Here is a 23,454-nt window from a genome sequence, read left to right on the forward strand (position 1 = left end):
CGGGAGTACGGCGCGGTCTACGCGGTCGCGCCGCTTTCGTACTATCTGGGGGCGACCGTCGAACCGGGTGAGCGACCACTTCTTCGGACCGAGCGCGGGTTCGAGTACGAACTGGAGCGCTCGGAGGGCTTCGAGGAGACGGTCGCCCGCACGCTGAAGCAGGTGTTCTTTCTCGACTGTCTTACTCGGACCGAGGGGCTGTATCCGGTCGAGCTACACGAGCGGCGGGTGCTGGAGGACGAGCTGGGGTTGGACTTCGCGGCGCTGTACGAGCGGCCGTTGGCCGAGCAACTGGAAGCGTACCTGTCGATACCGTACGCGACGATAGCCGAGCAGGTCCCGACGTGGAAGCTCACGGCCCACGTCGCGGCCACGCCGGCGAGCGTCGAGAGCCTGCCGTTCGTCGTCGCCGACCTCGCCGTCGTTCGGTCGGTGAATCCGGCGACCGGTTCGGGGGCGACTTCGATAGCCGATGGGAACGGGGAACCCCCGATTGCCAGGGCCGACAACGGTGGGTTCGTGGACGGTCCGGGCGATATCGACATCGAGGAGCCGTTCGTGCGGCCCGAGCCGGCCGATTCACTAGAGCAGACGTGGGTGGGGGCGGGAACGCCGTTGGGTGCGAGTAAGGCGTCGCTTTCGGCCTACCACAATCGCTTGGAGCGTGCGCCCGCCGAGGGCGACATCGAGATTACGGTGGTCTGTAACGACAGGGCGATGGACGACGAGCGTGCCGTCGAGGAGATGTATGGCGAGCGGGCGGACCTGCCCTTTGACATCACCGTCGAGCGTGACCTCACGACCGCGGAGTTCGCGGACGTGCTCGGAGAGCGAACGGATTTCCTGCACTACATCGGCCACGTCGACAGCGAGGGGTTCGCGTGTGCCGACGGTCGCCTCGATGCCCGGCAACTCGATTCGGTGGGAGTGGACGCCTTTCTCCTGAACGCCTGCCAGTCCTATCGGCAGGGGATGGCGCTGATCGAGGCCGGGGCCATCGGCGGTATCGTCACCCTCTCCGATATCCTGAACAGCGAGGGTATCAAGATGGGTCAGGCACTCGCGCGCCTGCTCAACGCCGGGTTCCCACTGCGCGCCGCGCTCGACATCGCCCGCGACGAGAGCATCATGGGTGATGAATATCTGGTGGTGGGCGACGGCGGATTGGCGATTGCGCAGGCTCCCCATTCACACCCGAATATATGCGAAATCAAGGATACAGGTACCTCATTTGATGTCAGATATAACTCTTACCACGCGAGTGGCAATGGTATGGGTTCCATAATCATCCCAAAAATAGGTGACAATCAAGAAGGATACTTATCGCCCGGACTGATAGATTCGTTTACAATATCTAAGAGCGAACTCAAGGGATTTTTATCGCTTGAAAATGCACCAGTCAAATTTCAAACGAAGCTTCGCTGGAGCAATCAGCTCGATATCGATGAGCTATAACTTACGGACCATTCCATCCGACATTATTGGCCGCCACAGACCCCATCTGTGACAGCAGCACAGTCAGGCTGAACAGCGCGGCCAGCGTTTTCGGGTGGCGGTGCAGGTACGTCCGGAGTTGGTCATCGGACATGACAACTACACCTCCGTGCGCCCCCGATATGAATATTTTCGAATGTATCCTACAAGAATAATAAAAAACTTATTTCAGTGAGGAGAGTTTTAATATAACTGTATTTTTCAGAACGGTGTATGATAGGGGTTAGCAGTCATGGAAAGGGCTTTGAAGGGGTGGCGTATTTGCGTTGTTACCAACTACCGACAGACTGCTCGTTTCGGACGGGCTGGACCGTTCACATCGCTCGCGCGGCTAGTTGCGTATCGTTCTCGACCGGGTGAAAAGGGAGTCGTTACGAGAGGTTCGTGCGCAGGTCGTCCCAACAGTCGGGACAGACCTGCCGGTCGATGCAGTAGCGTTTGACTTCGGCTTCGTCGCCCATGAACTGCTTCGTCGAGCGCGTCGTGTCCTCGATTTCGAGGGTGACGCGGTGGCGCGGCCGTTCCTCGGAGACGGCCTCGTCACAGAGCGGACATGCTGGCATACTGTGTACTACTGTGACACGAGCACATAAAACTATCTAGCCGGTACCGACACTAACCGGTACTTCTCACGAACACGCCGCAGTTCAACCGCTGTCGGCGAGCGGACCGGCGAAGTCGTCGACCGGCATCACCGAATAGTCCACGCTGAGGGTGTTCTTCGTCGCGCGAATCTGGCCGACGAACGCCGAAATCGCCTCCAGCGAGCCATCGAGGATGAACAGTTCCATGCAGTAGCGATTGCCGACGTGACTGTGGAAGTTCGCGGCGACGAGCTCTTCGTGTTCGTGTCGAATGTGCATCAGCCGCTCCTCGACGCTCGTGGTCTCGTAGTTGAACAACACCGTGACGACGCCCATGAGTTCGCGGTCCTCCAGCCGGGCGTCCTCGAACTCGCCGAGGAGGTCGCGCGCGGCGTCACGAATCACCTCGCTGCGCCCGGTGTAGCCGTGGTCGTCGGCGAAGTCGTCGATTCGATTCAGTAACTCCTCGGGCATCGAGACGCTGACGACGGTCATGTATCAACCTTCGACCGTAGTCTACTAAACCTTAGCAACACGAGGGAGTAGCGCCCGTGTTGGGAATCACTCCCTGTCGAGCGCCTGCCACGACAGTCGCGGGTTCCGGGCGGCGTCCGCCTGGTCGATGCGGCCCGCCGCGGTCCGCTCGGGCGCGGTTTCGAGCGCTTCGTCGCTATCGGCGGCCGCCCGGTCGAACGCCCGCGCGAGTTGGTCGAGCGACGCGCGGGTCTCCGATTCTGTGGGCTCGGTCATCAGTGCTTCATCCACGATTTCGGGCCACTTCGTCGTCGGCGGATGGACGCCGTAATCGAGCATCCGCTTGGCGACATCGGCCGCATCGCGCTCGGCACTGGCGACGAACTCGTGGTGAAACGGGGAAAACGGAATCTCGTAGTCGATCCGACTGGCGAGGTAGTTCGCGTTCAGCACGGCCTTCGCGCTCGCATCAGAAAGTCCAGCATCGCCGAGCCGAGCGATGTAGGCGTAGGTCTTGAGCAGCACGAGCCAGTTGCCGTCGAACTCATGTACTTTCCCAATCGAGCGTTCCGGCTCGACGCGCTCGTACTCGCCATCGGATTCCCTGACCTGTGGCGTCGGAAGGTAGGGCGCGAGCTCCTCGACGACGCCGACCGGTCCGGCACCCGGTCCGCCACCGCCGTGGGGCGTTGCAAACGTCTTGTGGACGTTGTAGTGCATCACGTCGAAGCCCATATCGCCCGGCCGCGCACGGCCCAAGAGCGCGTTGAGGTTTGCGCCGTCGTAGTAGAGCAATCCACCAGCGTCGTGGACGATGTCGGCGATCTCCTCGATGTCGCGCTCGAACAGCCCGAGGGTGTTGGGATTAGTGAGCATCAACGCCGCCGTATCGTCGCTCACCGCCGCCTTGAGCGCCTCGACATCGACGCGGCCGTCCTCGGCGCTCGGCAGTTCGACGACCTCGTAGCCCGCGAGCGCCGCGCTGGCGAAATTGGTACCGTGGGCGCTCTCGGGGACGATGATTTCGCTTCGGTCGTTGCCGTGCTCTTCGTGATAGGCCTTCGCGACCAAAATTCCGGTGAACTCGCCGGCGGCCCCAGCGGGCGGCTGGAGCGTTACACTGTCCATCCCGCCGATGCGCGCGAGATACGACTGGAGGTGATGGCGGAGTTCGAGCGTCCCCTGCGTGCTCGCCGCCGAGCGCGCGGGGTGGGTCGCGGCTCCCGGCAGTGCCGCCACGTCCTCGGTGAATTTCGGGTTGTACTTCATCGTACAGCTCCCGAGCGGGAACGGCCCGCTCTCCACGCCGTAGTTCATCTGTGACAACCGAGTGTAGTGACGGGCGAGTTCCGACTCCGAGAGGTTCGGCAGCTCGACAGACTCACGCGTAAGATTGTCGGGCAGCGGCGACTCGTCGACTGCGACCTCGCGCGAGCGCTTCTCGGTGAGCAGCGGTTCGTAGGTGTCTCCGTCGCCGTCCTCGCGCGTCCACCGGGCTTGGTCGTATTTCACGCGAGCCACCTCCGTGGCGAGCGTGAAGTAGCGTGGAACTCTGGTGGAGTTCCACGGACCGTTCGAGCGGGTGATGCCCGCTCGAAGACAGGGAGGACGCTCCGCGTCCGACCGTGAATCATGCAATCACCTCGAAAGCTTCGGCGAGTTCTTCGACCTGTTCGGCGTTCGTCTCGGTGACACAGACCTGTACGAGGTGGTCGTCGATTGCGTGGACCGCGAACCCCTCGTCTTCGAGGTCTGCCCTGACTTCCGTTGCCGCTCGGTCGGTCCGGACGGCGAACTCCCGGAAGTGGTGGCGGTCGTGGGCCGGCGCGTCGATGCCGTCGATGGCATCCAACTGTCCGGCGAGGTCGCGCGCGTTCGTCACACAGTCACCGGCGAGGTTCACCAACCCGTCGGGACCGAGCCACGCGGCGTGCATCGCGGCTCTGAGCGCGACCCATGCCTGATTCGTGCAGATATTGGACGTCGCACGCTCGCGGCGGATGTGCTGCTCTCTGGTCTGAAGCGTGAGCGTGTACGCCCGCCGCTCGCTACTGTCCTCGCCCGCACCGACCAGCCGCCCCGGCACCTGCCGGAGGAACTTCTCCCGTGTTGCGAACAGCCCGAGACCCAACCCGCCGCTCGCACCGAGACCAAGCGCCGCGTCGCCGACCACCACGTCGGCCCCGATGCTCGCCGGCTCTTCGAGCAGCGAGAGCGCCACGAGGTCCGAGCCGAGACAGAACAGCGCGCCGTTCTCGTCGGCGAGGTCGCCGACCTCACTCAGCCCCTCCTCGATGGTCCCCCTGACTGTGGGATTCTCGGCATAGACCATCGCACACTCCTCGTCGAGCGTTTCGGCGAGCACCTCCCGGTCGGCGTTGCCGTCGTCCATCGGGTAGCTCTCCACCACGGCATCGGTGCCGGCGAGGTAGTTTTCGAGCACCGCGCGCCGGCCCTCGGCGAGCAGTTCGGGCACCAGAATCCGGGTTCCATCGACCGACCGCGCCCGCAGCGCGAGCGTCGCGGCCTCGCCGAGCGCGCTCGCGGCGTCGTACATCGAACAGTTCGCTATCTCCAGTCCCGTGAGTTCGACCAGCAGCGACTGATACTCGAAGAGTGCTTGGAGGAATCCCTGTGCGACTTCGGGCTGGTACTGGGTGTACGAGGAGAGGAACTCCGAGCGGTCGGCGAGGTGGTCGACCATCGAGGGCACGTAGTGGTCGTAGTGGCCTCGCCCCAGAAACGCCGTGAGGTCGTCGTCGCGGTCGAGGTGGAGCTGAACCTCGCGCCTGATTTCGCGCTCGCCCCGTGGCTCGATGCCGAACTCCTCGTCGAAGCGAATCTCCTCGGGGATGTCGAACAGCGCTTCTTCGCTGTCGACCCCGACCGCCTCCAGCATCGCCGTCGTCTCGGATGCGGTATGTGGCGCGAACGGACTTCCCCGGTCGCTTCCGCTCATCGCCGTCCTCCCGTGCTGTGTGTGGGCATCTGCTATCGGACGGTCCGGACGCGGCCCATATCAGACCGTCGGTCTCGGGAACGACTACTCGATCTGGTCGCGGTAGTCGTCTGCGCTCAGTAGCTCGTCGAGACCGTCCTCGTCGGCGAGGTCGACCTCGACGAGCCACCCCTCGCCGTAGGGGTCGTCGTTGAGCAGTTCGGGCGCGTCGAGCAGTTCGTCGTTGGTCGCGGTCACGGTGCCGGACACCGGCGAGTAGAGGTCCGACACTGCCTTGATGGACTCGACGACGCCGAACTGCTCGTCATGGGCGACCTCCTCGCCTTCGTCGGGGAACTCGACGAAGACGATGTCGCCGAGTTCGTCCTGTGCGAAATCGGAAATCCCCACTCGTGCGGTATCGCCATCCGCGCTGGCCCACTCGTGGCTCTCCATGTACCGGCGGTCGTCGGGAACGTCGAAGCTCATCGTTCGTAGAAGGGGAGCGCCCTGATATGTGCATCTTTCGCCTCGCCGCGGACGACGACCGCGACCTCGGTTCCCGGTTCGGCGTACGCGGCGGGCACGTAGCCCAACCCGACTGGCACGCCGAGTGTGGGAGCCATCGTCCCGCTGGTCACCGTGCCGAGTGCTTCCCCGTCGCCATCCCGGATTTCGTAGCCGTGTCGGGCCACCGCGCGCTCGTCGAGTTCGAAGCCCGCGAGTCGTTCGTCGGGTCCCGATTCGGCGACTTCGGCGAGTGCGTCCCGCCCGACGAACTCGGTATCGATATCGACCGCGAAGCCGATGCCCGCCTCGTAGGGGGTGCGAGGGTTCTCTTCACTGTGGAAGTCCTGTCCGGCGAGCAGGAGACCCGCCTCGATGCGGAGCGTATCGCGCGCGCCGAGTCCACAGGGCTGGCAGTCGAAGGCCTCCCAGACCGCTTTTGCACTCCCCCACGGACAGACGACCTCGAAGCCGTCCTCGCCGGTGTAGCCCGTGCGCGCGAGCAGGCAATCCGTCCCGGCGATGGTCGCGTCGGTCGCCGAAAACCGCCCGAGTTCGGTGGGGTCGTCGTCGGTCACTCCGTCGACGAGCGCGGCGGCCTCGGGTCCCTGTACGGCCAGCATCGCGTACTCCTCGGTGCGGTTTTCGATTTCGGCATCGAGGTCCCACTCCTCGCGGTGGCTCTCCCAGCGCTCGGCCATCGCGGTGTCGTTGCCCGCGTTCGGGACGAACAGGAACTCCTCATCACGGCCCTCGGGAAGCCGGTACAACACCGTGTCGTCGAGCATCGTCCCTTCGGAATCGGTGATGGCCGCGTACTGTGCCCTCCCCCGAGCGAGCGCACTCACGTCGTTGGTCGTCAGTCGATTCATCAGTCCCTCGGCATCGGGTCCCGAGACGGTGATTTCGCCCATGTGCGAGACGTCGAACTTCCCCACTGTCTCGCGGACGCTCTCGTGTTCGGTGCGAATCGAGTCGAACTCGACGGGCATCTCCCAGCCGCCGAACTCGGTTATGCTCGCGTCGCGGGCCTCGTGGGCCGCGCCCAGTGGTGGTGTGCGAAGCGCCATACCGGAACCTCACGCCGCGGGGTCTAATGGTTTGCTTCCGGCGACCGACTTTTGTTCGCCGGCGTCGTCGTGTTTGCCATGACGGACACGCGGGCCGACCGCGCGGCACGAGCAGCCGGCATCGGCGCGAGCGTCGCGCTCGAATCGTTCCGTGGCGACCTCTCGGTCGAGACCAAATCCGGCAAGACCGACCTCGTCACCGACGCCGACCGCGCCGCCCAACGCCGCACGGTCGCGTGCATCCGTGAGGCGTTTCCCGACGACGCCATCGTCGGTGAAGAGCAGGCGGAGCACGACTCCGCCGGACGCACGAGCGGGGAGCAGGGCGACCCGCGAGCGGATATTCGAAAACGGGTGCCCGAGGCGGGACCGGCGTGGATAATCGACCCAATCGACGGGACGAGCAACTTCGTCCGCGGACTGCGCATCTGGGGGACGAGCGTCGCCGCCGTCGAGGACGGCGAACCGGTCGCCGCGGCCACGGTCCTGCCCGCACTCGGCGACACGTATCTCGTGGGCGAGGAGACGACGCTCAACGGCGACCCGGTTCGCGTGAGCGCGCGCGAGGACCCCGAGACGTTCGCGGTCGCGCCGATTCTTCTCGGCGGGGACTACGGCACCACCGTGGGCGCGCTCGCCGAGCGCTTCGGCGACATCCGTCGATTTGGCTGTGCGCAGGCGACGCTCGCGGCGGTCGCCGGCGGGTCGCTCGACGCTGCGGTCGCCACCACGCGGATGAGTCCGTGGGATACGGTCGCGGGCGCGCACATGATTCGCCGCGCCGGCGGCCGCGTGACGGACCTCGCCGGCGAGCGGTGGCGTCACGACAGCCCCGAACTCGTGGCCTCGAACGACACGGCCCACGCGGAGGTACTCGAAGCCGTCTCCACGACGGAGTAAGCCGCCCGCACCGCTGGCGGTGAATGGCGAGGGTTTTCCCGCCGTCGCTCACGGTGATGCCATGGACCCCGGCGTCTTGGTCGTGCTCGCGCTCGTCTCGTTCGTCGGTGGGGTCGTCGTCACCGCCGTGGGACCGGGTGGGATTTTCGTCTTGGCGGCGCTCTACGTCGGAACGGGGCTTTCGGCTGCACAGGTCGCCGGCACGGCGAGCGCGACCTTCGTCGGTGGGTCGGCGCTCGGCGCTCTCATTTATGCCCGCTCGGACGATATGGATTGGTCGCTCGCGGTCGCCGTCGGTATCGGCGGCGTCGTCGGCACGCGCATCGGCGTCGCGCTCAACGCGCTCGTCTCACGGCGGCTGTTCGGGATACTGCTCGGTGTCCTGCTCGCCGTCACGGGACTCGTCATCGTCTGCACCGAGCGCTACGGCGTCGAGCCGACTGTCCACCTCGACTCGAACGCCACGCGCGGTCTCGTCGGCTTCGCCGCCATCGGTCTCGGCGTCGGCGTCGCCGGCGGGCTGTTCGGCATCGGCGGTGCCGCGCTAGTCCCGCCCGCACTCGTTCTCGTCGGTGTCGGGCTGGTCCCCGCACTCGCCGCCACGCAGGTCGCCGTCGTGTTCATCTCGGCGGCGACGATGGCCTCGTATTTCGTTCAGGGCGCAATCGTCGCCCCGCTCGTGTTCGTCGTCGGCGGGAGCTATCTCGTCGGCGCGGTCGGCGGCTGGCGCGTCGCCCACCGCGTCGATGCCGACCGGCTGACGGTCGTCCTCGGTCTCACGCTGCTCGGACTCGCGCCGCTGCTCGTCGTCCGGGCGCTCTTGATGTGAAAATCGTTCACCCGTGGTATCGTTCCGCGCGCACTCAGCTGCTGTGTGGGGACTCGTCGCGGTGGTTGTCGGGGTTTTCGGCCTCGCGGGCGGCGGTCTCGCGCTTTTCGGATTCGTTCTCGACCTCTCCTTCGGCGGCCTCCTCGCGAGCTTGCTCCGCTTCTTCCTCGCGGGCCTGCTCGGCGTCGTCGGTCTCCTGGCTCTCCTCGTCCTTTTCCTTTGCGAGCGTGACGTCGCGCTCGTGGGGGTCGTCCTCGCTCATACTGGCCGTTCGCTCTTCGGGAACTTCAGTCCCCGCCCTGCCAGTGACGGGTCGCGAAACGGTACTGGACGATTACGCGGTTTCGGTAATCGTCAGTGTGTAACTCCCGCTTCCCGAATACGAATCCACGAGCACGTGTAGCGCACTCGATGTCTCCGGCTCGTCGATGGTGATGGACTCCTGACTGTCGGGCGTCCACGAGCGGTAGTCGTAACTGCCCGTCGTCGGACACGAGCCGGTGCCGTCGTTCACATAGAGGTCGAAATCAGCGTCTCGTGGACCATCGATCTCGACGACGACCTGTGAGGGTGAATCGTACTCGAAGCCGTACGACCAGCACTTCGAGTCGTACGAACTCGACAGCGAGCCATCGACCGACGCGCTCGTCGAGTCCCCACCGCCACCGCCGCCTCCGCCGCCCCCGCCACCGCTACCGGGGTCGGTCGAGACCGCATTGGCGGCATCGACCCGGCCCGACCCCTGCTCGTCGGCGGACAGTCCGACATCGACCGCCGTGTTCTTCAGGTGGCTCCGGAGTTCGCTGTTGGTGAGGTCCCACCGAGCGAGCGTCAGCCCCGCGACGCCCGAGACGGCGGGCGTCGCCATCGAGGTGCCCGAGAGTCGCTCGTAGCTCCCACGAGTTTCGGTCGTCGTCGAGAGCACGTTCGAACCGGGCGCGGCGAGTTCGATCTCGCTGCCGTACTGCGAGTACGAGGCGAGGTCTTCGTTCGCATCGAGCGCCGAGACCGCGAGACACTCGTTGTACGCCGCCGGATACGACACGGTCCCGGAGCCGTTGTTGCCCGCCGCCGCGACGACCAGCGAGCCGTTTGACTGGGCGTACGAGACGGCGCTTTTCATCGTGTTCGTGTAGCCACCGCCGCCGAGCGACATGTTGATGACCGCCGCACCGTGGTCCGTGGCCCACTCGATGGCATCGGCGATGTCGGCGGTCGACCCCGAGCCACCCTCGTCGAGCGCGCGCCCCGAGAGGAGGGTGGAGTTCCCCATGCCCGCGACGCCGGTTCCGTTGTCGGTGCCCGAGGCGACGATGCCGGCGACGTGGGTCCCGTGGTACTCGTCTGCGGGCACGTCGGGATACGGGTCGCCGTCGCCGTCGGCGAAGTCCCTGCCCGTCGCGGAGCCGAAGTTCCCTGCCAAGTCGGGGTGGTCGTACTGCACCCCGGTGTCGATGACGGCGACCGTGACACCGGCATCGCCGAGCGTGGTGTCCCACGCCGCCGGCGCGTTGACCTGTTGGGGTGCGTATTGGTCACCGAAGCGCGGGTCGCTCGGTGTGGCGAGTGCCCGATGGGTCGCGTTCGGCTCGGCGTATTTCACCTCGTCCTTTTTCGTTATCGCGTCGATGAAGTTCCCCTTCGCGTGGTCGGGAGCCTGACTCGGGAACTTCACCGCCACATAACTAAGCGTCTCGTTTCTGTGGACGATGCGTGCGTTGCCGGGAACGGCCTGCCTGACCGTCCGTTCCATGTCGTCGACCGACGCCGACACCCCGACGAGGATTTCGTCCTTCTTCGGTCCGGGCTGGCGGCCGGGAGCCGCCGACGCGACCCCGGAAAACAGCGTTCCCGCACCGAGTGCTTTCAGTACCGTTCGCCGGTCGAGTGTGGGTTTCTCAACCATGCTACCTCCACACCGGCATCTTCTATCATCTTAAATCTTGCTAAATAAACCATGCAATATATGATAAACTCCATCCGACGATATCTTTTTGGGGTTCTCGGCCGGACATCGGCATGGCTTTGTCCGTCCGCCGAAACGTCGGTGCATGCGCGAGCGGCTTCGTGAGGCGGTGTCGAAGGCCGACGAGCCGACGGTCGGCCTGTTCGTCGACGGCCCGAACGTCCTCAGAAACGAGTTCGACGTCGACCTCGACGACGTTCGCACGCTCGCTGCCGAGCGTGGTCGCCTCGATGTCGCCCGATTGTATCTCGACGAGCACGCCACGCCGGGGCTGATTCAGGCCGCCGAGGCCCGCGGGTTCGAGGTCTGCATCACCAGCGGCGACGTCGACGTGAAACTCGCGGTCGATGCGACCGCCGCCATCGACGATTTCGACCTTCTGGTGATCGCCTCGCGCGATACCGATTTCAAGCCGGTGCTCGAACACGCCGCTCGCCGTGGTATCGAGACGTTCGCCATCGCGCCCGGCGCACACGGGCGCTCGGACGCGCTGCGCAACGCGGCCCACGACGCCGTGACGCTCGAATGAGCAACCGATTTGGGTCGGCACGCCCGTAGCGTGGATATGGACTTCGACACCCCAGTGCTCGACAACCATCTCCATCTCGACCCCGAGCATGGGCAGGGCATCGAGGCCGTGAAGGACTTCGCGCGCGCTGGCGGGACGCACCTGCTCGTGGTCAACAAGCCCTCCTGGACGCTCGGTATCGACGTCGACGAGCCTGAGGACTTTCGGGCGGTCTTCGAGACCACCATCGACGTCGTCGAGGAGGCGAGCGAGGTGCTGGATGGCCGGGCGTGGCCCGTTCTGGGTGTGCATCCGGGACTCATCAGCCAGCTCACCGAACGTGGATTCACTCCCTCAGCAGCCGGCGAGTTGATGCGAGCCGGTCTCGACGTCGCCGCCGAGTACGTTCCCTCGGATGGGCTCGCGCTGAAATCCGGCCGTCCACATTACGAGGTCTCCGATGCCGTCTGGGAGGAATCGAATCGGGTCCTGCGCCACGCGCTCGCGCTCGGGGCCGACAACGACTGCGCCGTCCAGCTTCACACCGAGGCGAGCGAGGACCTCACCGACATCACCGAGTGGGCCGACGAGCGCGGTCTCCCGGCTCACCGGGTGGTCAAGCACTACGCGGGCGGGCGACTCGCCGGGCCGATGCCGAGCGTGATGAGCGAAAAGGAGAGGTTGCGGAAAGCAGCGGAGGCCGGCGACTCCTTCCTGATGGAGACCGATTTCATCGACGACCCCGAGCGGCCGGGGGCCGTGCTGGGGTCGAAGACGGTGCCGCGGCGGGTGCGGTGGCTGCGTGAAGAGGGATTCGACGACGCCGTGCGAAACGCCCATGTCGAGACGCCACGACAGGTGTACGGTATCGAGACGCTCGGGTAACGAAAAGGCCTATCAACAGCAAAGCGCTCGAAGCGGTATGAGCGCACCCCCCGACGAGTTCTACACCGAGGAGCGCTGGCAGAACTGGCTCGACCGCCTCCGCGAGACCGACCTCGACCCCGACGACGAGGACGCTGCCCGCCTGCTCTGGAACCTCCAGGAGGACGCCGCCATCGCCGTCACGAAGATCATCGCCGCCTACGACGACGAGGAACTCAACGAAGAGATGGCGCTCAAGGAACTCGCGGATGCGCGCGACATCGTGCTCGCCGACGTCGACATCGAGGACGAGGAGACGCTGCTGCTGGTCGACGGCGTCCAGACATCGCTGGTCTGTGTCTTCTATACGGCCGAACTGTACGTCGTCGAAGGTCCCGACGGGGAGGACATTGAACACCATCTCGACGCCGCGAGCGCCGCCGAAGCCGACGAGAATTTCGACGATGCACTCGACCACTGCGCGCGCGCGGGCACTCGTATCGTTGACGGCGCGACGCTCGACCCGACCCTCGTCGAGGACGTCGGCTACGGTCCCGTCGCCGAGTGGATAAACGGTCTCGGAAGCCTCGAAAGCGCCCTGAGCGACCCCGAACTCATCGAAGAGGACGAGGACGCGGCCTGAGCGTGGACGACCGACCGCGCCATCGCTCCCGACGAGCGGCGCTGCGTGCGCTCGGCGTCGGCACGCTCGCCGCAACTGCCGGCTGTCTGTTCGGTCGTGAGACGGACGGTTCGGCAACCGATTCGAAGACGTCCGATACGACCCCGAACGGCGAGCGAACGCCGCGGACGACGACGCAGGAACAGTCGATACCCACGACCGCGCCCGCGGCGGCCACGAAAACGCCCGAACCGACCGCAACGCCGACGTTCGGAGCGACCCGCACGACGACCCGACCCCCTGAATCCACGTCGACGACCCGAACTCCCGACCCGACGACCGCCACGGGAGCGGCTACTGCGACCGGCTGGACCGAGCAGACTCCGCTGCCGGTCGTCGGTAGCGACGCCGGCGGGGGCGTCCTTGAGGGGAGACTCCATTTCTTCGGCGGCATCGAGACCGGCGTCGGGCTGGCAGCGGTCGCGCGGACCTTCGCGTACGACCCGACGGCGGGAACGAGAGGTGCGTGGGAGCGCCTGCCCGACCTCCCCCGGAGACTGTGGGGTCCCTGTGGCGTCGCGACCGACGACGCGCTGTATAGCTTCGGCGGCGCACCGACCGATGGACCCTATGAAGGCGATTCGCCGTCGGACGCGGTCTTTCGCTATCGACCCGGCGAGGGCTGGACCGAACTCGACGTTCGCTGTCCGTACCCGAACTGGGTGATGGGTGGAGTCTACAACCCGAAGGACGGACTGATCTACTGCCTCGGCGGCGGCACCGGCGACCACGACGCCGCGACGGCGACCGACCACGGCTCCGACGGGGACGTTCCGGGAACCTACGACGAGCGTCGACTCTGGACGTTCGACCCCGCGGCGGAGCAGGTGGCCGACGCGGACCTCGCACGGATGCCCGCGGCCAAGCGCTGGCCGACGGTGGCGTTGTTTTCGGTCGACGACACCCAGTATCTCCACGCCATCGGCGGCCTGTCGGGCACGACCGGACCGACCGACTCGAACTTCAGATACGACCTCGACGCGGGCGAGTTCGAGCGTGCACAGTCGCTGCCGCGGTCGGGGACCTACGCCACCCACTCGAACCCGGTCATCGGCGGACGGGCCTACCTCACCCACGGCATGTTCTGGGAGGGCGAGTCGACCGTCGAGCGGTACAAACCGATTGCCCACCGCTACGACCCCGTCGAGGACGGTTTCGAGACCGACCTCCCGGAGCCGACCCATCTCCGCGGCGGGGCCACATCGGGAGTCATCGACGGGACGCTCTACGTCGTTGGCGGGCACATCAAACGCTTCGAGCAGAACGGGCTGCACGACTGTGTAGCACACAACGAGGCGTACACGCCGGCACGCGAGTGAGACTGTCCGCCTGAGGAGAACTGTTCACTCGACCAGCCCTCGACCGTTTTCTGCCAACAGTCGTCGGATTCGTCCGACAGAAGTATGAACGCTCTCGTTTCGGTGACCAACGGGCAGTTTCTCGATTCCTTCCGATACATCGACGAAACGACTCTATCGCGCACGGATATTTTTGTATCGCGCATTTCGATTTATGGTTGGGGATAGCTCACTGATGTTCGTTCATCCGGGTGACCCACACTGCCCGCAACCCAATCGGTAGCAAGTCCGCTGTTTGGGAACACTGGTGACCAATTGCGCCATATTATGACTCGGACTCATCGACCGAGGGGCGTTGAATGCGCCGGTCGGACACGGTAGCCGGCACCGGAGATTCCGACACGCCGGTGACCCTCGGCAACACCGTCGGCGGCGTCGTGTTCGTCGCGGTCCTGAACTACAGCCACCCGCGACCGGCGCATCCGGGACCGCGACTGCCAGATGCTCGAACTCGGCTGGTCAGAGTGGCTCTTCGGCAACCACATCGGCCGGCTGACGATGCCCACGGCAGCCGACGACGAGACGAACGCCGACTGACCCGTCCCACTGATTTCGACAATCGACGATTTCAGAGTCGACGGAATCATATAGCTCGTCGGCGCATACGCAGTTCATGAACAGCGTCGGTATCGATGCGGTCGCGGTCCACGCCGGAAAGCTCAGGCTCGACCTCGCGGAGACGTTCGCGCCCGCGATGGACGAAGACCCCGGAAAGTACACGAAGGGACTCGGATTGCACGCGAGTTCGTTCCCCGATGTCGAGGAGGACATCGTGACGATGGGCGCGAACGCCGCCCACAAGCTGATGGAGCGCAAGGGGCTGACGCCCGAGGACATCGGTCGCATCGACGTCGCCACCGAGAGTGCCTTCGACAACGCCAAACCCGTCTCGACGTACATCGCGGGCTGTCTCGAAGAAGTCTTCGAGGACGATTTCCATCACGCGAACAAGGGCGAGCGCAAGTTCGCGTGCATCTCGGGCACCCAAAGTCTGGACGACGCCTACAACTGGATTCGTGCCGGTCGCCACCGGGGGCGGGCGGCGCTCGTGATTGCGACCGACACGGCCCTCTACGCGCGCGGCGACGCCGGCGAGGCCACGCAGGGTGCGGGCGCGGTGGCGATGCTCATCGCCGAGGACCCTGACCTCGTGGAGATGAGCCTCGAACAGGGCTTCGGCAGCGCCGACGAGACGGACTTCCTCAAGCCGAACCAGCAGTTCCCGAGCGTGGACGGCAAGCGCTCGGTACAGGTCTATCTCGCCCGGATGCGTGAAGCGCTGGCCGACTACGAGAGCGTCGCCGGCCAGACCCATCCCGACCAGTTCGAGTACATCCCGTTCCACACGCCGTTCCCGGGGATGGTGCGGAAGGCCGCGCTGTTCGGCTACCGCCACATGATTCGGGATACCGACATCGAGGAGACCGTCGCCACGGACATCGGTCGCCAGCCCCGCATCGAGGAGTTCGACGACGAATCCCAATACCACGACGCGGTGCGGGAATACATGGACGCGCTGAAGGAAACCGACGCATACGGTGAATGGTACGACCGCGCCATCGAGCCGACGCTCGACATCGCCCGCCACGTCGGCAACTGGTACACCGGTTCGGTCCACGTCGCCCGCGCGAGTGCGCTCCGGCGCGCCCGTGAGGAGGACATCGATATGGCCGGCAAGCAGTTGCTCGTCGGTTCGTATGGAAGCGGCGCACAGGCCGAAATCCACGCCGAAACCGTTCAGGAGAACTGGACTGACGAAATCGACGCACTCGATATCGACGAACAGCTGACCGAGCGACGCGACATCACGTTCGAGGAGTACGAGGAAATCCACGACGTCCACAACCACGACAAGGAGGCCGATATCGATGCGTTCACCACACCTAGCGAGGAGTTCGTCCGCGATGGACCCGGCCCGATGGACGAGCGGACCTACCGGTACGTCGAGTAGCGCCCTCGAACGGTTCGTGATTCACTCCAGTTCTCGCACGACCGTCGCCGGGTTTCCCTGCACCACGACGCCGGCCGGAACGTCCTCGGTGACGACCGCGCCCGACGCCACGACTGCGCCGTCGCCGACCGTGACGCCGGGATTGATGACCGCACGACCACCGAGCCAGACGTCATCCCCGATGGCGACCGGCTTGCCGTATTCGACCCCCGAACGCCGCCGGGTCGCCGCAAGCGGGTGTGTCGCGGTATAGATGTGAACGCCGGGTCCCAGCAGACAGTCGTGGCCGATATCGACGCGGCAGACATCGAGGATAACACAGTCGAAGTTCGCATAAAAGTTCTCGCCGACGTGGATATTGAAACCGTAATCGCATCGAATCGGTGGCTCGATGTGGAGTTTCTCGCCCGCCGAACCGAGCAGTTCCCGGAGCAGGTCGTCCCGACGCTCGTCGCCATCCGCCTCATTGTACCGCCGGGTGAGCGCTCGCGCACGCTCTCGCTCGGCCACGAGTTCCGGGTCGCTGGGGTCGTACGGCTCGCCGTTCAGCATCTTCGCTTTCTCGGAGGTCATCCACCATCGTCTCGTCGCGGCTCGACAATAAACGTCGGAACCGCTGGCGTCGGTTGCTATGGAAGGTCGCCCATCGTCTCCAGCATCGTCTCTAGGTCACCCTTGACGACCGCCAGCGAGAAGCCGTCGGCGCGGGCGAGCGTCGGCGCGTGCTCCCAGAGGTCATCACTGTCGAGTCCGTGCAGCACGACCGCGCTCGGCGTCGGCGTCACCACCCGCAGCGCGACCAGCGCGCCCTCGCCGTGGGTTACTCCCGTGAAGACGAGCGCACGATTCGTGCTCTGGCCGTAGAGGCGATAGAACTCCTCGGAGGACAGGCGCGTGATGGCCTCGATGGAGTTGATGACGGTGTGGCCGGCGACGCTCGTCTGTGTGCCCGCGACGACCTCGGTCGCGCCGATGGCGTCGTAGAACTCTCCGATGTCGAGCGCGGTCGGATACTCCCGGAGGTCGCGGACGATGTCGCCCTCGAAACCCGCCGAGAGCACACGGGCGTACTGGCGGAGGTGGTCGCCGCCGCGCGCCTCGTCGATGTCGAGCAGCGCCTCGATGACCCGCCTGACGACCGCGATGCCCGGACTCCGCCGTCGACCGCTCTCGTAATCCGACACCACCGATGCCGAGACGTCGAGTTCGTCGGCGAGTCTGGTCTGGGCGATATCGAAGTCGGTTCGCCATTTCCGGATGGTCGCGCCGGGGTCGTCGCTCAACACCACGTCGCCGGCGATCTTCCCGGCGAGGTCCCGCCGCGCGCGCTCGGTCATGGCTCTCTCTCGCTCGTTCCGGGCAAAAACTTGCCCATCGGCGCAAGGACTATTCACGACTGTGCCGAAGCCGGCCTGTGCCATCGACGGTCGTCCACTGTGCGCTCGCGGGACTGCTCGCGGCGGGGCTGCTCGGCGACCACTTCGACGGACGGGCGGTGGCGGTCGTGCTCGCGGCCACTATCGTCCCGGACCTCGACGCCTTCGCCGGCTTCGTGATTCCGGGCGGCCACCGTTCGGTGCTCCATACCCTCCTCTTTCCGCTGGCCATCGCCAGCGTGCTCTCCTACGATACCCGCATCCGCGAACGCTCGTTCGTCCGCGAGCGCTGGCACGCCCGCGGTGTGCGCGTCGCGTGGGTCTCGATTGCCGCCATCGCCTTCGCGGCCATCGGTCTCGATCTCGTCGGTGGCGGGGTGAACCTCTTCTACCCGATTTACAATCAGTTCTACGAACTCTCGGGGAAACTCCTCTTCTCGAACACTCGTGGCCTCGTCCAGACGTTCGTCGAACTCGGCGAGGGCAGCGAGACCGCACGCGGGACCACGGGACAGTACCGCATCGGCAGCGGTATCGACCCCACCAGAGGAACGGAACCGGAGAGCGTCGAGCGAATCTTCCCGGTCGCCCAGTCGGGCTGGCAACTGCTCCTGATTTTCACGAGCGTCTTCGTCCTCGCGGTGCGGCTGTACGAAGAGCGCTAAGCGAAGCGGGCTTTCAGCCGGGTGTAGCCGCCGCGATAGACGAGATGGAAGGCGAGTGCGTACGCGATGGCGACGATGGCGATGCCCCAAGCAAATCGAGCGGTGCCACCCGGCCGACGAGTATTCGAACGACGATTCCGATACCACCGATAACGAGGCCCACGGGAACGATGAGAACGTTCACCGCGAGCAAGTATCCGTAGAGGCGTTCGAGCGAGTACGACCGTCGAACGAAGACGACTACAACCGGGATAGCGACAAGCGTGGCAGCACCGAGGAAGATGAGTTGGGTAAACGGGTCCGGCGGGGTAAACAGCGCCGAAAACGGAATCAAAAGCACGACGAACGCGACCAGCGCTAGAACGAACCTGAAGAAGAGTTTTATTCGGGACATGTCCGTCCATCGAACAGGCTCCGCATAGCCGTTGTGGTGCTGACGGAACACCTAACCACGCGGTCTGCAAACCCCAGCTATGGAGACGAGAGCGTACGACCCCGAGCGGGATGCGGCGGCGCTGTGGGGGCTGAAGGAGCGTTTCGAGCGCGAGCTCGGGGCGCTGGGCGACGAAGAGAAGTCAGAGAGCTACGGCGAGAAACTCACCGAACAGTACCGCGAGCGCTATCTCGATTGGGTCGCGTGGTGTATCGAGCGCGACCCCGACTGTGTCACCGTCGCCGATGACGGGACCGGCCTCGCGGGCTACGTCTTCGTGTTGCCCGAGGAACTGGCGATGATTTGGGACTCTGCCGTACTGAACGAACTCTACGTGCGTGACTCACGGCGGGCGAGCGGTCTCGCCGACGACCTCATGGAGGCGGCTTACGACTGTGTCCGCGGGCAGGACCTCCCGCTTGAGCGTCTCATGCTCGACGTCGATACCGAGAACGGTCCCGCCGGTGGACTCTACGCCCGTCACGGCTTCGAGCCGTGGGGCGAGTTGCGTGCCCGCGACCTCTGAGCCACGATGGCGAGCACGCCACCGAGCGGGCCGAAGACGAGCGGGTAGGCGAACCCCGCCGCGAGCGCGCGCGTGAGTTCCGGGCCGACCGCCGCGATGACCACGCTGATCTGCGTGAGAAAGGCCCCGACGAACGCGAGCGCGAAATAACCCGGAATGACTGTGAGACCGGCCGCGGCGGCGACCGAAACCCGCCTCGCGCCGGCACGGTGGGCGGCGAACAGGCCGGCGGCAAGCAGAAGCAGTGGGGGAACGAAAAAGAGCAGCGTGCGCCAGTCGCCCGCGCTCACGTCGAGCACGTCCGTCGAGAGGTCCATCGCGCTGCTCGTGACCGAGACGTCGACGAAGTGTGCGCCGTAGAAAAACCACCCCGTTACTTTCCACGGGGCGACACCGCTCCCTCCAAACAGCGAGAGCGTCGCATCAACGTTCATTCGGGACAGCTCCGACCGAACGCGCGAGACCGTCAGGAGGGAGGTGAGGAGATAGCCGAGCAGGTACGCCGCGGCTCCGGCGAGCGCGCCCGCCCTGAACGGGAGCCGTGCGACCAGCCGAGACCTCCCTTCCGTCATCGTCACCTCCTCGCAGCCAGCGTGAAAGTAGCTTCCGGCGGATGCGAGCGGCGTTTTATGCCGTGGCTGCGCGGTACTCCTCGTGCGTGATGGTGTAGCGGTACTCGTCGGCGACCCCCTCGCCGTAGGGAACCCAGTTTCTGAGCCGGCCCTCACAGCGCCCACCGTGGGTGTCGACGTATTTTTCGATGGCGCGCTGGGACTTGTCGTTCTCGGCGTGATGGGTGACCGCGACGACGTCGAGGTCGAGCCGCTCGAAGGCGACTTCCATCAACGCTGCCGCACGCTCGCCGGAGTAGCCACGACCCCAGAAGCGCTTGCGGAGCCACATGCCCAACCGAGCGGTTCGGCGCTCCCAGTCGAGATGCAGCCCGCCAGCACCGGCGAACGTGCCAGCGCCGTCCTCGCCATCGCGCGGACGAATGGCATAGGTCGCGGCCTCACCTTCGTCCCACTGTTTTTCGCAGCGGTCGATGAACTCCTTCGACTCGTTGACCGTCTCGTGGGGGTCCCACGGCATGTAGCGCGTGACCGCGGCCATGTCCTCCTCGCCGTCGGCGTCCGAGCAGACACGATAGAACTCGAAGACGTCGAGCGTCTCGTGGCAGAGCCGTTCGAGAACTAACCTGTCGGTTTCGATGCGCTCGGGGAACATACGCAGGAAACTCGTGGAGCCGTCAAAAACGTTCGTCCGTGCTCCGGAATCACTAAACGCGACTCACCCATAGCGATGCCAATGGATTGGACCGAGAAGTATCGTCCATCGACGCTCTCGGAGGTCCGTGGTAACAACAAGGCCCGCGACGCACTCCGCGAGTGGGCCGAGACGTGGGAGTCCCATCGGGAGGCGGTCATCCTCCACGGGTCGCCCGGCGTCGGCAAGACCTCGGCGGCCCACGCGCTCGCTTCTGACATGGGCTGGCCGACCATCGAACTCAACGCCTCGAACCAGCGCACGAAGGCCGTCGTCGAACGCGTCGCGGGCGAGGCGGCGAAGTCGGGCACGCTCACCGGCGGCAGCGCGGGCCGGCGGCTCGTCGTCATGGACGAGGCCGACAACCTCCACGGCAACGTCGACCGGGGCGGCTCGCGGGCCATCACGGGGCTGGTGAAGGAGGCCGGCCAGCCGATGGTCCTCATCGCCAACGAGTTCTACGAGATGTCGAACAGCCTCCGAAACGCCTGCGAGACCATCGAGTTCCGCGACATCTCCGCGCGTTCGATTCTCCCCGTGCTCCGCGACATCTGCCGGCGCGAAGGCGTCGAATACGAGGATAGCGCGCTCGAATCGATTGCCGAGACCAACAGCGGCGATTTGCGGGGCGCGGTCAACGACCTGCAGGCGCTCGCCGAGAATGCCGAGAAACTCATCGACGACGTAGTGACGAGCGACCGCGACCGCACCACCGGAATCTTCGACTTTCTGGACGCGCTCATCAAGGAGGAGGACGCCGAGGGTGCACTCCGGATGTCCTACGACGTCGACGAGACGCCCGACGACCTCATCAACTGGATCGAGGACAACGTGCCCAAAGACTATCGAGGAGCGGAACTCGCCGACGCCTACGACAATCTGGCGAACGCCGACCGCTGGCTCGGGCGAGTGCGGGCGACCCAGAACTACACCTACTGGCGGTACGCGGGCGATGCGATGACCGCCGGCGTCGCCGCTTCCCGCCGTGAATCCAAAGGGGGGTGGACCCGGTACGGCCCGCCGAGCTACTGGTCGAAACTCGGGCGCTCGCGGGCCACCCGCGACAAGCGCGATTACATCGCCCGAAAAATCGCCGCGAGTAGTGGAACGAGCATGGCGAGCGCGCGCCGAGAAATCATGCCCCTCCTCTCGACGATGACCCACCACTGCACGAATCGGGACCTCACGGTGGCGATGGCCGCTCGCTACGACCTCGACGCCGAACACGTCGCGTTCATTACTGGGAGTGGCGAGGACACCAACAAGGTCCAGTCAATCGTCGAGGACGCCGCCCGACTCGGCGAGGAGGCCGCTGTCGAAGGCTCCGACGGCGCATTCGAAGGAGCGACGCGCACGACCCCGGACGACGAGGCGGGCGACGGTTCGGGCAGCCAGTCGGCCGAATCCGAGGCCGAGGGCGAGGACGAAGAGGCAGGTAGTGCCGAGGATGCGGACGATTCGCAGTCCGGACTCGGCGACTTCTCCTAAATGAAATCACAGGATCTTCGAGAGGAACTGCTGGGCGCGGTCAGTGTCGGGATTCGAGAAGAACCGCTCCGGTTGGGCCGTCTCGACGATTCTTCCCTCTGACATCAACACTACTCTGTCGCCCACCTCGCGGGCGAAGCCCATCTGGTGGGTGACGACCATCATCGTCATGCCCTCCGCGGCGAGCGTGCCCATCACATCGAGAACCTCCCCCACCAGTTCGGGGTCGAGCGCGCTCGTCACCTCGTCGAACAGCATTACTTCCGGTTCCATCGCCAGCGCGCGGGCGATGGCGACGCGCTGTTGTTGCCCACCCGAGAGCTGGTTCGGATAGGACTCCGCCTGTGTCGAGAGACCAACGCTATCGAGGAGGCCTTCGGCGCGCTCGCGTGCCTCGTCTTTCGAGAGTCCACGCACTTTCATTGGTCCAAGTGTGATGTTTTCGAGAGCCGTCTTGTGCGGAAAGAGGTTGAAGCTCTGGAAGACCATGCCGATCTGCTGGCGAAGGTGGTTGATATCCGCCGTCGGGTCCGAGATGGACTCGCCTTCCAGTCTGACCTCGCCGGATTGAATCTCCTCTAGCCTGTTGGCACACCGCAGCAGCGTGGATTTCCCGCTGCCGCTCGGACCGATGACCACGCACACTTCGCCGTTTTCGACGTCGAGGTCAACATCCCGAAGCACGTGTGCGTCGCCGAAGTACTTGTTCACGCCATCGAATTCGAGTATCGGAGCGACGCTCACGAACTCCCTCCCGCCGGGTCGGCGCGCCGTTCGAGATAGCTGACGAGTCGCCCGAGCGGAATCGTGATGAGCAGGTAGGCAATCGCGACGATGAGAATCGGTGTCCACGCATCGAAGGTGTTGCTATTGACGTTGCGGAAGGCGCTGATGAGTTCCGGGACCGCGATTACAGTAAGGAGTGAGGTGTCCTTGACGAGGATAACCTGGTCGTTGCCGATGGCCGCGAGTGCGTTGCGCCACGCCTGTGGCAGGATGACCTCGCGCATCGACTGGATATAGGAAAGTCCGAGCGAGCGGGCGGCCTCCATCTGCCCATCCGGAACGGACTCGATACCGCCGCGGATGGCCTCGCCGATATAGGCGGCGTGATTCAGCGTCAGACCGATGATGGCCGCCGGAACCGCGAAGTTCTGTATCGGGAACTCGCCGGGCGGCCAGAACGTCGGCACACCCAAGAACACGACCATCAGCTGAAACAACAGGGGAGTACCACGGAAGAACTCGATGTACCCACGGGCAATCGAACGTGTGAAGCGTGTCTGTGAGACGCGCCCGAGACCGACGACGACGCCCGCGACGACCGACAGGACACTACTGATGACCACGATGCGAAGCACGGTCAGAAAGGCGTCGGTGAACTGTGGGTAGATGACCTCGACGAGCAAGGAGAAATCGACCTGCACGACGACGATGTAGGCGAGAAACGCCGCGATGGCGAGCGTGAACGCCCCCGCGACGGCGACGCCGACCCACTTCAGCGTTCGGTCGTCGAACAGCCGGCTGCCTGTCGACTCGCCCGCCGTCGAATCCGAGTATGATTCGGCCATGGTG

General features: G+C 65.1%; 27 protein-coding genes. 11 read left to right on the forward strand and 16 right to left on the reverse strand.

The window, feature by feature from the left end:
- Nucleotides 1-1,455: hypothetical protein (locus ACQUQO_RS00005; protein WP_435075881.1), on the forward strand; the 1,455-nt coding region annotated here is incomplete at its 5' end.
- Nucleotide 1,456: 1 nt separating this feature from the next.
- Here ACQUQO_RS00005 and ACQUQO_RS00010 read toward each other — a convergent pair.
- The 7 genes from ACQUQO_RS00010 to gcvT form a co-directional block, all read right to left on the reverse strand.
- Nucleotides 1,457-1,588, reverse strand: coding sequence for a DUF7503 family protein (locus tag ACQUQO_RS00010; protein WP_435075882.1), 132 nt, complete (start codon nucleotides 1,586-1,588; stop codon nucleotides 1,457-1,459).
- 277 nt (nucleotides 1,589-1,865) lie between these two features.
- Nucleotides 1,866-2,057, reverse strand: a complete 192-nt coding sequence (locus ACQUQO_RS00015) for a hypothetical protein (RefSeq protein ID WP_435075883.1) — start codon at nucleotides 2,055-2,057, stop codon at nucleotides 1,866-1,868.
- Nucleotides 2,058-2,141: 84 nt separating this feature from the next.
- Nucleotides 2,142-2,573 (reverse strand): nickel-responsive transcriptional regulator NikR, encoded by a 432-nt coding sequence (gene nikR / locus ACQUQO_RS00020; protein ID WP_435075884.1) that lies wholly within the window; start codon nucleotides 2,571-2,573, stop codon nucleotides 2,142-2,144.
- A gap of 66 nt (nucleotides 2,574-2,639) precedes the next feature.
- On the reverse strand, nucleotides 2,640-4,064 hold the full coding sequence (gcvPB, locus tag ACQUQO_RS00025) for an aminomethyl-transferring glycine dehydrogenase subunit GcvPB (RefSeq protein WP_435076202.1): 1,425 nt from the start codon (nucleotides 4,062-4,064) through the stop codon (nucleotides 2,640-2,642).
- 118 nt (nucleotides 4,065-4,182) lie between these two features.
- The gene (gcvPA, locus tag ACQUQO_RS00030) at nucleotides 4,183-5,511 is read right to left on the reverse strand and encodes an aminomethyl-transferring glycine dehydrogenase subunit GcvPA (RefSeq protein ID WP_435075885.1); all 1,329 of its coding nucleotides are present in this window, start codon (nucleotides 5,509-5,511) and stop codon (nucleotides 4,183-4,185) included.
- Between the two features lie 84 nt (nucleotides 5,512-5,595).
- Complete coding sequence (gcvH, locus tag ACQUQO_RS00035) at nucleotides 5,596-5,979, reverse strand: glycine cleavage system protein GcvH (RefSeq protein WP_435075886.1); 384 nt, start codon at nucleotides 5,977-5,979, stop codon at nucleotides 5,596-5,598.
- A complete protein-coding gene (gene gcvT, locus ACQUQO_RS00040) occupies nucleotides 5,976-7,067 on the reverse strand; it encodes a glycine cleavage system aminomethyltransferase GcvT (protein WP_435075887.1) in 1,092 nt (363 codons plus the stop codon). Before gcvT ends, gcvH begins: the two co-directional genes overlap by 4 nt.
- 78 nt (nucleotides 7,068-7,145) lie before the next feature.
- Here gcvT and ACQUQO_RS00045 point away from each other — a divergent pair, with 78 nt between their 5' ends.
- Both ACQUQO_RS00045 and ACQUQO_RS00050 read left to right on the forward strand, forming a co-directional pair.
- Complete coding sequence (locus ACQUQO_RS00045; protein WP_435075888.1) at nucleotides 7,146-7,967, forward strand: inositol monophosphatase family protein; 822 nt, start codon at nucleotides 7,146-7,148, stop codon at nucleotides 7,965-7,967.
- Between the two features lie 61 nt (nucleotides 7,968-8,028).
- Nucleotides 8,029-8,796 carry a TSUP family transporter gene (locus tag ACQUQO_RS00050; protein WP_435075889.1) on the forward strand — a complete coding sequence of 256 codons (768 nt, stop codon included), beginning with the start codon at nucleotides 8,029-8,031 and terminating at the stop codon, nucleotides 8,794-8,796.
- Nucleotides 8,797-8,830: 34 nt separating this feature from the next.
- On the opposite strand, the gene ACQUQO_RS00055 is transcribed toward ACQUQO_RS00050, so the two are convergent.
- Complete coding sequence (locus ACQUQO_RS00055) at nucleotides 8,831-9,058, reverse strand: hypothetical protein (protein WP_435075890.1); 228 nt, start codon at nucleotides 9,056-9,058, stop codon at nucleotides 8,831-8,833.
- Nucleotides 9,059-9,130: 72 nt separating this feature from the next.
- Complete coding sequence (locus ACQUQO_RS00060; RefSeq protein WP_435075891.1) at nucleotides 9,131-10,702, reverse strand: S8 family serine peptidase; 1,572 nt, start codon at nucleotides 10,700-10,702, stop codon at nucleotides 9,131-9,133.
- A gap of 145 nt (nucleotides 10,703-10,847) precedes the next feature.
- Between ACQUQO_RS00060 and ACQUQO_RS00065 the strand changes: the two genes are divergently transcribed.
- From ACQUQO_RS00065 to hmgB, 5 genes are all read left to right on the forward strand, one after another.
- The gene (locus tag ACQUQO_RS00065; protein ID WP_435075892.1) at nucleotides 10,848-11,291 is read left to right on the forward strand and encodes an NYN domain-containing protein; all 444 of its coding nucleotides are present in this window, start codon (nucleotides 10,848-10,850) and stop codon (nucleotides 11,289-11,291) included.
- A gap of 36 nt (nucleotides 11,292-11,327) precedes the next feature.
- The gene (locus tag ACQUQO_RS00070) at nucleotides 11,328-12,155 is read left to right on the forward strand and encodes a TatD family hydrolase (RefSeq protein WP_435075893.1); all 828 of its coding nucleotides are present in this window, start codon (nucleotides 11,328-11,330) and stop codon (nucleotides 12,153-12,155) included.
- 37 nt (nucleotides 12,156-12,192) lie between these two features.
- Nucleotides 12,193-12,777 (forward strand): DUF2150 family protein, encoded by a 585-nt coding sequence (locus ACQUQO_RS00075; RefSeq protein WP_435075894.1) that lies wholly within the window; start codon nucleotides 12,193-12,195, stop codon nucleotides 12,775-12,777.
- A gap of 2 nt (nucleotides 12,778-12,779) precedes the next feature.
- Nucleotides 12,780-14,135 carry a Kelch repeat-containing protein gene (locus tag ACQUQO_RS00080; RefSeq protein ID WP_435075895.1) on the forward strand — a complete coding sequence of 452 codons (1,356 nt, stop codon included), beginning with the start codon at nucleotides 12,780-12,782 and terminating at the stop codon, nucleotides 14,133-14,135.
- A 652-nt stretch (nucleotides 14,136-14,787) separates the two neighbouring features.
- Nucleotides 14,788-16,125, forward strand: a complete 1,338-nt coding sequence (gene hmgB / locus ACQUQO_RS00085; RefSeq protein ID WP_435075896.1) for a hydroxymethylglutaryl-CoA synthase — start codon at nucleotides 14,788-14,790, stop codon at nucleotides 16,123-16,125.
- A 21-nt stretch (nucleotides 16,126-16,146) separates the two neighbouring features.
- On the opposite strand, the gene ACQUQO_RS00090 is transcribed toward hmgB, so the two are convergent.
- Nucleotides 16,147-16,698 carry a sugar O-acetyltransferase gene (locus ACQUQO_RS00090; protein ID WP_435075897.1) on the reverse strand — a complete coding sequence of 184 codons (552 nt, stop codon included), beginning with the start codon at nucleotides 16,696-16,698 and terminating at the stop codon, nucleotides 16,147-16,149.
- A 56-nt stretch (nucleotides 16,699-16,754) separates the two neighbouring features.
- Complete coding sequence (locus ACQUQO_RS00095) at nucleotides 16,755-17,462, reverse strand: helix-turn-helix domain-containing protein (RefSeq protein ID WP_435075898.1); 708 nt, start codon at nucleotides 17,460-17,462, stop codon at nucleotides 16,755-16,757.
- A gap of 77 nt (nucleotides 17,463-17,539) precedes the next feature.
- Here ACQUQO_RS00095 and ACQUQO_RS00100 point away from each other — a divergent pair, with 77 nt between their 5' ends.
- The gene (locus tag ACQUQO_RS00100) at nucleotides 17,540-18,166 is read left to right on the forward strand and encodes a metal-dependent hydrolase (protein WP_435075899.1); all 627 of its coding nucleotides are present in this window, start codon (nucleotides 17,540-17,542) and stop codon (nucleotides 18,164-18,166) included.
- A 13-nt stretch (nucleotides 18,167-18,179) separates the two neighbouring features.
- On the opposite strand, the gene ACQUQO_RS00105 is transcribed toward ACQUQO_RS00100, so the two are convergent.
- Nucleotides 18,180-18,560 (reverse strand): hypothetical protein, encoded by a 381-nt coding sequence (locus ACQUQO_RS00105; RefSeq protein ID WP_435075900.1) that lies wholly within the window; start codon nucleotides 18,558-18,560, stop codon nucleotides 18,180-18,182.
- 79 nt (nucleotides 18,561-18,639) lie between these two features.
- On the opposite strand from ACQUQO_RS00105, the gene ACQUQO_RS00110 reads away from it, so the two are divergent.
- On the forward strand, nucleotides 18,640-19,125 hold the full coding sequence (locus tag ACQUQO_RS00110) for a GNAT family N-acetyltransferase (RefSeq protein WP_435075901.1): 486 nt from the start codon (nucleotides 18,640-18,642) through the stop codon (nucleotides 19,123-19,125).
- Here ACQUQO_RS00110 and ACQUQO_RS00115 read toward each other — a convergent pair.
- Complete coding sequence (locus ACQUQO_RS00115; protein WP_435075902.1) at nucleotides 19,080-19,697, reverse strand: hypothetical protein; 618 nt, start codon at nucleotides 19,695-19,697, stop codon at nucleotides 19,080-19,082. The two genes, ACQUQO_RS00110 and ACQUQO_RS00115, sit on opposite strands and share 46 nt — an antisense overlap.
- A gap of 55 nt (nucleotides 19,698-19,752) precedes the next feature.
- Nucleotides 19,753-20,352, reverse strand: a complete 600-nt coding sequence (locus ACQUQO_RS00120; protein ID WP_435075903.1) for a GNAT family N-acetyltransferase — start codon at nucleotides 20,350-20,352, stop codon at nucleotides 19,753-19,755.
- 81 nt (nucleotides 20,353-20,433) lie between these two features.
- Between ACQUQO_RS00120 and ACQUQO_RS00125 the strand changes: the two genes are divergently transcribed.
- Nucleotides 20,434-21,879: a replication factor C large subunit gene (locus ACQUQO_RS00125; RefSeq protein ID WP_435075904.1), complete on the forward strand. Its 1,446-nt coding sequence runs from the start codon at nucleotides 20,434-20,436 to the stop codon at nucleotides 21,877-21,879.
- Between the two features lie 6 nt (nucleotides 21,880-21,885).
- Here ACQUQO_RS00125 and ACQUQO_RS00130 read toward each other — a convergent pair whose 3' ends face one another.
- Nucleotides 21,886-22,623, reverse strand: coding sequence for an amino acid ABC transporter ATP-binding protein (locus ACQUQO_RS00130; protein WP_435075905.1), 738 nt, complete (start codon nucleotides 22,621-22,623; stop codon nucleotides 21,886-21,888).
- A complete protein-coding gene (locus ACQUQO_RS00135; protein ID WP_435075906.1) occupies nucleotides 22,620-23,450 on the reverse strand; it encodes an amino acid ABC transporter permease in 831 nt (276 codons plus the stop codon). Before ACQUQO_RS00135 ends, ACQUQO_RS00130 begins: the two co-directional genes overlap by 4 nt.
- Nucleotides 23,451-23,454: the final 4 nt, after the last annotated feature.

Source organism: Halococcus sp. AFM35 (genome assembly GCF_051195015.1).
Classification (GTDB): Archaea; Halobacteriota; Halobacteria; order Halobacteriales; family Halococcaceae; genus Halococcus.